The 8,892-nt window shown below is 59.6% G+C and carries 6 protein-coding genes; 3 read left to right on the top strand and 3 right to left on the bottom strand.

Annotation, left to right across the window (positions count from 1 at the left end):
- Positions 1-117: 117 nt before the first annotated feature.
- Genes mksB through mksF form a run of 3 tightly spaced genes read left to right on the top strand, consistent with a single transcriptional unit; the run spans position 118 to position 4,929 of the window.
- Positions 118-1,395: an Mks condensin complex protein MksB gene (mksB, locus tag GIW28_RS26290; RefSeq protein WP_017134535.1), complete on the top strand. Its 1,278-nt coding sequence runs from the start codon at positions 118-120 to the stop codon at positions 1,393-1,395.
- Positions 1,385-2,092, top strand: coding sequence for an Mks condensin complex protein MksE (gene mksE / locus GIW28_RS26295; RefSeq protein WP_017134536.1), 708 nt, complete (start codon positions 1,385-1,387; stop codon positions 2,090-2,092). Before mksB ends, mksE begins: the two co-directional genes overlap by 11 nt.
- Complete coding sequence (gene mksF, locus GIW28_RS26300; RefSeq protein WP_236447039.1) at positions 2,089-4,929, top strand: Mks condensin complex protein MksF; 2,841 nt, start codon at positions 2,089-2,091, stop codon at positions 4,927-4,929. Before mksE ends, mksF begins: the two co-directional genes overlap by 4 nt.
- A 171-nt stretch (positions 4,930-5,100) precedes the next feature.
- Here the strand turns inward: mksF and GIW28_RS26305 are convergent, their stop codons facing one another.
- From GIW28_RS26305 to GIW28_RS26315, 3 genes are read right to left on the bottom strand one after another with little or no spacing between them, the layout of a single operon-like run.
- Positions 5,101-7,404: a PqiB family protein gene (locus GIW28_RS26305; protein WP_017134538.1), complete on the bottom strand. Its 2,304-nt coding sequence runs from the start codon at positions 7,402-7,404 to the stop codon at positions 5,101-5,103.
- Positions 7,397-8,020: a paraquat-inducible protein A gene (locus GIW28_RS26310; protein ID WP_017134539.1), complete on the bottom strand. Its 624-nt coding sequence runs from the start codon at positions 8,018-8,020 to the stop codon at positions 7,397-7,399. Before GIW28_RS26310 ends, GIW28_RS26305 begins: the two co-directional genes overlap by 8 nt.
- The gene (locus GIW28_RS26315) at positions 8,007-8,666 is read right to left on the bottom strand and encodes a paraquat-inducible protein A (protein ID WP_138453443.1); all 660 of its coding nucleotides are present in this window, start codon (positions 8,664-8,666) and stop codon (positions 8,007-8,009) included. The genes GIW28_RS26310 and GIW28_RS26315 overlap by 14 nt, the downstream gene beginning before the upstream one ends.
- Between the last annotated feature and the right edge of the window lie 226 nt (positions 8,667-8,892).

Consider the following 8,892-nt stretch of genomic DNA (forward strand, 5'->3'; position numbering starts at 1 on the left):
GGGATTCTACCGCTGTTCGGTAACAATCGCCCACTGCGCACTGACCGGCTGTGGATAAATCCCGCGCCTGATGCAGTACAATCGCGACTTTTATTCGCCAACCAGCCGGCCATTCCGATGATCGAACCCAAGCGCGTCTTGCGCGCCCTCGCCGAACACTGGGCCCTGCTTGAGCCACTGTGCGAACACTTCGACCAAGGCACCTTGAGCCTGGGCGAGCTGCGCGCACAACTGGCGGCCCAACAACTGGACAGCACGCCACAGGACATCACCAGCCTGTTGGACGTGTGGATTCGCCTGGATATCCTGGTGCCTGTCGCCAAGAGCCCGAACCGTTTCGAGCTCAATGCACAGATCCACGACTTCCTCGCCTATCTTCGCAAGGAGCACCGGCTTGGCCTGTGCCTGGAAATCGAAGCCTACCTGCGCCACCTTGAGCGTCTGGCCGGTTACATCCAGGACGCCTTTGACATCCGTGATGGCCACGACCTGGCCCGCCAACTGCGCTTGCTGGATATGCGTGTGCGGGACGTGCTGAAAAAACTCGCCAACGACGAACAAGCCCTGGCGGCCGTGGCCGACCGCGCCAAGACCAGCGACCGGCAAATCCCGTTGCGCCAGCGTTACGCCGAGGTACTGGCGACCTGGGACGAATACGTCGAACCCATGATCCAACTGGTGAACGCCGACGGCGCCTTCGAGCAAGGCGTGCGCAAGGTCGAGAATGTGCTGCTGCGCATGCTCACCGAGCAGCAACGCCTCGGCCATCTGGTCGACGACGATATGCTGCTGCGTACTCACGCGCGCATCCTCGAAATGCAAACCAGCGCCCAGCTCACCTTGCGCCATGCCCGCGAACTGCTGCTGCCGCTGCGCGAAGAAGCGCGCCGCCACAACGCCGTGACCCGTGGCGCGGCGCTGGCCTTGTCGGCCATTCGCCGTAAAGGCCTGGACGCGGTGCCGCAAGCGGCGATGCCGATGTTTACCCGGCCTCAAAGTACCTTCCTGGGCAGTGCCAGCCAGGTCGAAGCGTACGTGTATGCCCTGGCCAATTTCGAGCCGAAACCGGCGCGTTTCCCCAAGGCGCACAAATCCCACAAGGGCGAAGCCCAGCGTGCGCCGCGCACGGTCAAGGAAATGCTCGAGCGCTGCGAAGACGCGCTACCGATGCCGGACCTGATGACCTGGCTGCTGGAGCAGGAACCGGACGGCGCCACCGATGAATTGCTGTACTGGTTCTCACGGCTCTCGCGCGAAAAACGCTTCAAGCGCGAACGCCTGGAACGCCGCGACTACCACACACACGAGCACCAGGTCAGCCTGCGCTCATTCGCCCTGCTCCCGGCTGGCACCGATGCCACCGAGAATTCTGCGAGCACGCCTTATGCATCTTGATCTATCCGAACTGTCCCAGCTGGCACCGATCTTTCGCGAGCTGTTCAAGGGTTACCACGTCAGCCGCCGCGACCCGGAGCTGTACGCACAACTGTCGAACTTCCAGGACCAGTACCGCACACTGTTCAAGGCCCTGGGCTTTGAGCTGGTGTGTGACACACGCGGTTTCTACTACTTCGTGCCGGACACTGCCGTGGCTGCGGCGCAGGTCAACAAGACCGCGCAACGTCTGGCGCTGTTCACCTTCATCATCGTCGAGCACTTGGCCGACCAAGGCCGCGACCCGGTCGCCGTGCTCGATGGCGGCAGCCTGGGCCGCGATGAGTTGCCGTCGTTGCTGGAAAAGTACCGCGACCTGTTTATCCAGGCCGAAGTGCAGACCCAGGAAGAGCTCGAAGAAAAGATCATGCGCCGCATGACCCAACTGGGTTTTGCCAGCGAAGACAACGGCATCTATCGCTTCCTGCCGCCGATGCACCGCTTCCTTGATGTGTGCCTGTCCGTGCAGCAGGACCGTGACCTGGCCGCCAGCGTGCACAGTGTGTTGCCATTGCCGGCGCCGGTAATCATCGATGAAGACAGCGATGAAAAACTGCTGAAAACCGATGACCCGCTGGACCTCAGCGACTTCGCAGAAGAAAGCGAAGAAGACGCCCTGGCCCGCGCCATTGCCGAAGAACAGGAGACCGACGCATGAGTAAGGAACGTTACGGCATCCGCCGCTTCGCCCTATTGAACACCGCGGGTTACAGCCTGGGCTTGTTCCCGCTGGAGGAACCGTTGTCGGTGTACGGCGCGAATAACCTGGGTAAATCTGCGTCGATCAACGCCTTGCAGTTCCCGATCCTGGCGCGTATGTCGGACATGAGTTTCGGCAAGTACACCCTGGAACAATCGCGGCGCTTCTACTTTGCCACCGACACCAGCTACATCCTCGTGGAAGTCTCGCTGCCCCACGGCCCGCACGTAATCGGCGTGGTCGGGCGCGGCCCGGGCGGTGGTTTCGGTCACCAGTTCTTTGCCTATGCCGGCAAGCTGGACTTGGCCCACTACCAGAAGAACGACACCTGCCTGCGTCAAAAAGAGCTGTTCACCAACCTTGAGCGCGAAGGCCTTAAAGCCTACGAACTCAAACCGGATGAACTGCGCCGTTTGCTGGTCGGTGGCCACACGTCAATCCCACTGGACCTGACCCTGATTCCGCTGCGTTCCACCAGCGAACAGAGCCTGAAGACCTTCCGCGCGCTGTTTATCAACCTGCTGCACATGCGCGAAATCACCGCGGCCAAGCTCAAGCAATTGTTCCTGGATGCGTTCGAACACAGCCTGCGTTCCGGCAGCGTGGACTACATCGCTGCGTGCGAAGAAGCCTTCCGTGATGTAAGGCGCATGGAGCAGGACTACAACTCGCTGGTGGCTGCCGGGCCGCTGGTTGAAGCGCTCGCCAATGGCGTGCGCTTGCGCGATGTATTGCGCGGCAAATTGCATCGCCTGTCGCCCTTGCTGGATTCGTTGCTCGGCACCTGGTCAGACTACGCCAGTGCGCGCAAGGAAGAGCTGACCATCCAGGCCGAGCACTACCGTAACGAGCAGGACGCGCTGCAAAACGATCAGCGTGGCGGTACCCAGGAGCTGATGCGCCTGGAGCGCGAGATCAGTGGCATCCAGCGTTGGTTGGGCGAGCTGTCGGTGCTTAAGCATCGCTTTGCGCTGGTGGATGACGTCAAGGTGCTGGAGCAGCAACTGTTGGCGGCCAAGGATGCCCACGATGAATTGGCGGGCGCCCTGGCGCAATCCCGTCAGTTCAGCGCTGAGGACCTGGATGAGCGCTTGCGTGACCTGGAGAAACGCCTGAAGTCGGTCAAGCAACAGCTCGACCATGCCGACAACAACAGTTACGCCAAACTGCGTGAAGAATTCTCACAACAGGACGTCGAGCGTCTGATGCGCCTGTTCAACAGTTCGTTGTTCAGTTTGCCGCTGGGCGAGCATGGCATCACGCTGGATGAGGACGGCCAGTGGGTTAAATCCCTGGAGCAGATCCTCGATGGCTTCAAGGGTGAAAAATTTGAAGTGCCGGGGCTGTCGATCGACATCTCCCATATTGAGCCACCGGCCTTGCAGGCGCTGGCCGATCGCGCGGCGTTGCGCGACCAGAAAGAGCGCCTGGAAAAAGAACTCAAGCAGCTCAAGACGCAGCAGGCCGTAGCCTCTGACCGTGCGGCGAGCAAGACCCAGACCGAAGCCCTGTACCAGCAAGTGCTGGATGCGCAGAAGGCGCTGGAAGACTTCCGTCGCGCGCAAACCCTGAGCGCGGAAGAAGGCGAGAAGCTCGAAAACCTGGCGCAGATGGAAGCCGCGCAAGATGAGTTGAAGCGCTCCAGTGATGCCTTCACCGAGCGTGTCCAGCAGTTGTCGGCCAAGCTGCAACTGGTCGGCCGTCAGATCGGCGATATGGAAGCCAAGCAACGCACGCTGGATGACGCCCTGCGCCGCCGTCAGTTGTTGCCGGCCGACTTGCCGTTCGGCACACCGTTTATGGACCCGGTCGACGACTCGATGGACAACCTGTTGCCATTGCTCAATGACTATCAGGACAGCTGGCAAGGTTTGCTGCGCGCTGATGGCCAGATTGAGGCGCTGTATGCACAGGTGCGCCTCAAGGGCGTGGCCAAGTTCGACAGCGAGGATGACGTAGAGCGTCGTCTGCAATTGCTGATCAACGCTTATGCGCACCGCACCGATGAAGCCCTGACCCTCGGCAAGGCGCGCCGTGCAGCCGTCACCGATATTGCGCGGACCTTGCGCAATATCCGCAGCGACTACGACAGCCTTGAGCACCAGTTAGCCTTGTTCAACCGCGAGATCAACAAGCGTCAGGTGTCCAACCTGCAAAGCTTCCGCATCGTGCTGGCGCCGAACAAGGAAGCCCTCAAGCATATCGACCAGATCATCCACAGTGCCGGTCAGTATGAAGAAGGCGAAACCCTGTCGGTGTTCGACCTGAGCCAGAGCGCCGAGCAGGACAACAAGAACGAAGAGGCCAAGGAATACCTGGCCCGTCTTGTGGCCGCCAACCATAACCAGTTGGGCCTCAAGGACTTGTTCGAGCTGGCATTTGAAATCACCAAGGTGCATGGCCAGCCGGTGATTCACACCGACATCGACGGCGCGGCGTCCAACGGCACCACCATGACCATCAAGGCGCTGACCAACATGTACTTGTTGCTGCACTTGATGGACCGTGACCAGGCCGGGCGCGTGCGTTTACCGTACTACCTCGATGAGGCAGCGGACATCGATGAGAAGAACCAGGCGGCGTTGCTGGAAACCAGTTTGCAGCTGGGCTTTGTGCCGATTTTGGCCAGTGTGAAGCCGCAGGTGTCCGCCCAAGTGGCGATCGACCTGGAAGGCGGCAGCGGGCCGAATGGTATCTACATTGATGAGGCGGACTGGAAGTACATCCGTCGTCATGATGTGGTGAAGGCGGCGGTGAATGTGCAGGCGGATGAGCCGGAGTTGGATGAGGTTTAAGCCACTGCGCTGAAATGTAAAAAGGCCGCGATCTGTATGGATCGCGGCCTTTTTTATGGGCTGGGGTTTTGCAGTGATGTTGAGGGCCTCATCGCGGGCAGGCCCGGCTCCCACAGGAGATATGCATTCCCATGTGGGAGCCGGGCTTGCCCGCGATGGCCGCGCCTCGGCCTATTTGCCCAATGGAATCTTAGGCGCCCAGGTCAGCCACTCATCCTCAAACTTATCAAACAACGGGAACGTCTGCTGCGGTCGCGCTGCATTGCCCATGCGCTCGCCATCCGGCGTGGCAAAGGCGATACCACCGGCCACCAACGTCTCCAGAGATTCCGTGCGCACCGTCGCCCCCTTGAATAAGCCGAAGTCCAAACCAAACCCACTGCTATTCCAGAAGCGGCTGCCACTGCGCACCAGTGGTGCGTATTTAGGTTCGATCAAAATGTGGATCAGCACCCGGTCGGCGGTCTGGCCCAATTCGTAGCCGGTGACTTTGCCTACAGTGACTTCACGGTAAGTGACGGGCACGCCTTCCTTCAACGAACCACGGCGTGCGGCGCTGAGGACCAGGCTCAGGCCTTCTTGCTGGTGAACAGCCTCTGGTGGCTTGTCCAACGCGACGAAGCTCTTTTGCGGCCCGGCGTTTTTCACGGCGGGCTGCACTTCGATGTATTGGCCGGTGACCAGGGTCTCCAGGTTCGCGGTTTTCATCAGGCCCAGCTCAGGCTTGACCACCCAGAACTGGCTGCCGCTGCGCGCAATACGATCAGCCACTTGGGTGATCCGGGCGCTGAGCAGTACCGACTGCATGTCGGCGCTGAGGTCGACGTTCTCGATCTTGCCCACGTCGAGGCCTTTGAAGCGTACGGGCGTGCCGGGGCGCAGGCCGTCGGCGCGATCAACCTTGATGGTCACCAGGGTCCCGTGCTGGTTGGCCGCGTCGCGATCGGCAAACAGGCGGAAACGCGGGATACGTTTTTTCAACGGTACATTCTGTTCCGGGGTTTCGAAGGCGATACCGCCAGCCATCAGACTGGCCAGGGATTCACTCTTCACCTGGATGCCGCCGGTGAGGCCGCCAGTCAAGGTGACGCCGCTGGCGTTCCAGAAACGCGTTGAACCGTTGACCAGGTTTTCGTATTCCTTCTCGATGTGGACGCCGATCACCAGTTGCTTGTTCTTGCGCGAGAACTGGTAGCTCTGCACCGAACCGACCTTGACCTGTTTGTAGAGAATCGGGCTGCCCACATCCAGGGAGCCTAGGTTGTCGGTGAAGAGCACCATGTGCAGGCCGGGGGAGCGCAGATCCAGTGGGGGCGCCTTGGCGCGGGCGACGTACTCACGTTGCGGTGCGCTGCCTTTGTCGCCGGGGCGGATGGCAATGTAGTTACCTTTTACCAACGCCTCCAGACCGGTAATGCCGGCCAGGGAGATGGACGGCTTGACCACCCAGAACTGCGTGTCTTGCACCAGGTAATCTTCGGCGAGCGGGTCGAGGGTCAGCTCGGCATGGGCGCTGGACAGGTCCGGGTCAATCTTCAGGGTTTTCAGGCTACCAACCTGGATGCCCTTGTACATGACCGGGGTGCGCCCAGCCTGCAGGCCTTCGAAGTCGGTGAGCTTGACCTTGACCTTGATGCCGGCGGCGGCGGCGTCGAAATCCTCATAAAGACGGAAAGGCAGACTCGGATCGGTCGGCGGGCTGTCCTTGCGATTTTCAGGGGTGGCGAACGCGATACCGCCGGCGACGATGCTGGACAGCGATTCGCTACGCACTTTTACGCCGGACAGGTTAGCGTCGATGCTGATGCCGCTGGCGTTCCAGAAACGCGTGTGTTTGCGCACCAGGCTGGCGTAAGTCGGCTCGATGTAGACCTTGATCTCGACGGTGCTCTGGTCCTCGGACAGCAAGTAGCTTTTGACCTGGCCAACCTGGATCTGTTTGTAGAACACCGGGCTGCCGCGGTTCAGTGAGCCGAGGCGATCGGCTTTAAGGGTCAGGTGCAGGCCAGGCTTGGCGTCAGATAACGGCGGCTCTTCGGAGAGCGCCTTGAATTTGCGCGTGGGCTCGCCATCGCCAGGGCTGGCGGCAATGTAGTTACCCGAGACCAGGGTTTCCAGGCCGGTGATACCGGCGAGGCTGACGCTGGGCTTTACCAGCCAGAAGCGTGTGTTGGTCTTGAGGTATTGCTCGACGTCCTTGTTCATCTCGATGGTGGCGATCACCCCGCGATTGCTGCCTTCGTCATCCAGGGCCAAGGCTTTGACCTTGCCCACCGTCATGCCTTTGTAGACCACTTCGGTTTTGTTGACCTGGATGCCCTCGCCACTTTCAAAGCGCACCTGGATCTCGATGCCCTGTTGGGAATAGGCACGCCATCCCAGCCAGCCGCCGATGATCAGCGCAATCAGGGGAAGCACCCAAATGGCCGACCAGTTAGAGGCCGGGCGGGTTTTAGCTTTAGGCAAATCACTCATGGTCGTCGTCCGACTCCGTGTTATCCCAAATCAGTCGGGGATCAAAAGTTACTGCGGCAAGCATCGTCAAGATCACCACACTGGCGAACGCTGCAGCACCAAGGTTGGCCTCGACACTGGCAAGTCGCCCAAAGTTAACAACCGCCACCAGGATGGCGATCACGAAGATATCCAGCATGGACCAGCGGCCAATGAATTCGATAAAGCGGTACATGATAATGCGTTGTTGTGCGGACAACGGTTGGTGACGTTGCACCGAGAACAGCAACAGGCCAATGCCCACCAGCTTGAACGTCGGCACCAGAATACTGGCGATAAACACCACCGCAGCGATGGGGAACATTCCGTGCTGCACCAGCTGAATCACGCCCGCCATGATCGTACTGGGATCACCCTGGCCGAGAGAGTTGATGGTCATGATTGGCAAAAGATTGGCCGGGATATACAGGATCGCTGCAGTGATCAGCAACGCCCAGGTACGCACAAGGCTGTTGGGGCGACGCGCATGGATCAGCGCACCGCAACGGGTGCACAGCTGCTCATCGGTATCCGCCTCTTGCTTGTTCAGCTCGTGGCATTCGGTACAAATCAGAATGCCCGCATCAATCGCCCGCATGATCATCCTCTCCTGAAAGCGCTTGCCAGATCTGGTGGGGCGACATCACCACCTCCAGCAGTACTTGAACCACTAATAGGCTGACGAAGCAGACAAGCCCCAGGCCAATGGTGATGGAGGCCATGTCCGCGAGCTTGACGATCGCGACCAGCACGCCCATCAGGTAAACCTCCAACATCCCCCAATCCTTCAGGTGATGGTAAATGCGGTAAAGCAACAGCCCATAACTGCGGCCGATGTTCCAACGGATACTGACCAACACCGCCAATTGGCAGAGCAGCTTGAGCAGGGGAATGCCCATGCTGCACAGGAACACCACGGCTGCGACACCTTGCATGCCGGTATCGAACAGACCTACCACGCCGCTCCATACGGTGTCCTGCGAAGACTGCCCGAGAAGATTGAGCTGCATGATGGGTAAAAAGTTCGCGGGGATGTACAGCAACAGTGCAGCCAGCACCAAAGCGAGGCTTCGCTCAACCACGTTGTGGCGGTGAGCGTAAAGCTCGTAACCGCAACGTGGGCATTGGGCTTTTTCACCGAGGGCGAGTGCGGGTTTGCGCATCAGCAAGTCGCACTCATGGCATGCCACCAGATCCTCCAGTGGTAACTGCGACACCTCGACGGTATCAACCGGATCGGGCATAGATAGGGCTCGAACTCTAAAAAAGGTTAGGTGCCTATTCTAATGGTCTGGTTCAGAAATAACTGTGCAAATTTGTCGGCAGCTTTGGACCGGTTTGGGTTTTCGACCGCCCAAAACAAAACCCCTGATTGCGTTAGCAATCAGGGGTTTTGGAATTTAATCTTGACGATGACCTACTCTCACATGGGGAAACCCCACACTACCATCGGCGATGCATCGTTTCACT

The sequence above is a fragment of the Pseudomonas sp. PA-5-4B genome, from assembly GCF_021606215.1.
Taxonomy (GTDB): Bacteria; Pseudomonadota; Gammaproteobacteria; order Pseudomonadales; family Pseudomonadaceae; genus Aquipseudomonas; species Aquipseudomonas edaphica.

Excerpts from the sequence above, each read along its gene's own strand:
- mksB (WP_017134535.1), top strand. The coding sequence starts at position 118 with ATGATCGAACCCAAGCGCGTCTTGCGCGCCCTCGCCGAACACTGGGCC.
- mksE (WP_017134536.1), top strand. The coding sequence starts at position 1,385 with ATGCATCTTGATCTATCCGAACTGTCCCAGCTGGCACCGATCTTTCGC.
- mksF (WP_236447039.1), top strand. The coding sequence starts at position 2,089 with ATGAGTAAGGAACGTTACGGCATCCGCCGCTTCGCCCTATTGAACACC.
- GIW28_RS26305 (WP_017134538.1), bottom strand. The coding sequence starts at position 7,404 with ATGAGTGATTTGCCTAAAGCTAAAACCCGCCCGGCCTCTAACTGGTCG.
- GIW28_RS26310 (WP_017134539.1), bottom strand. The coding sequence starts at position 8,020 with ATGCGGGCGATTGATGCGGGCATTCTGATTTGTACCGAATGCCACGAG.
- GIW28_RS26315 (WP_138453443.1), bottom strand. The coding sequence starts at position 8,666 with ATGCCCGATCCGGTTGATACCGTCGAGGTGTCGCAGTTACCACTGGAG.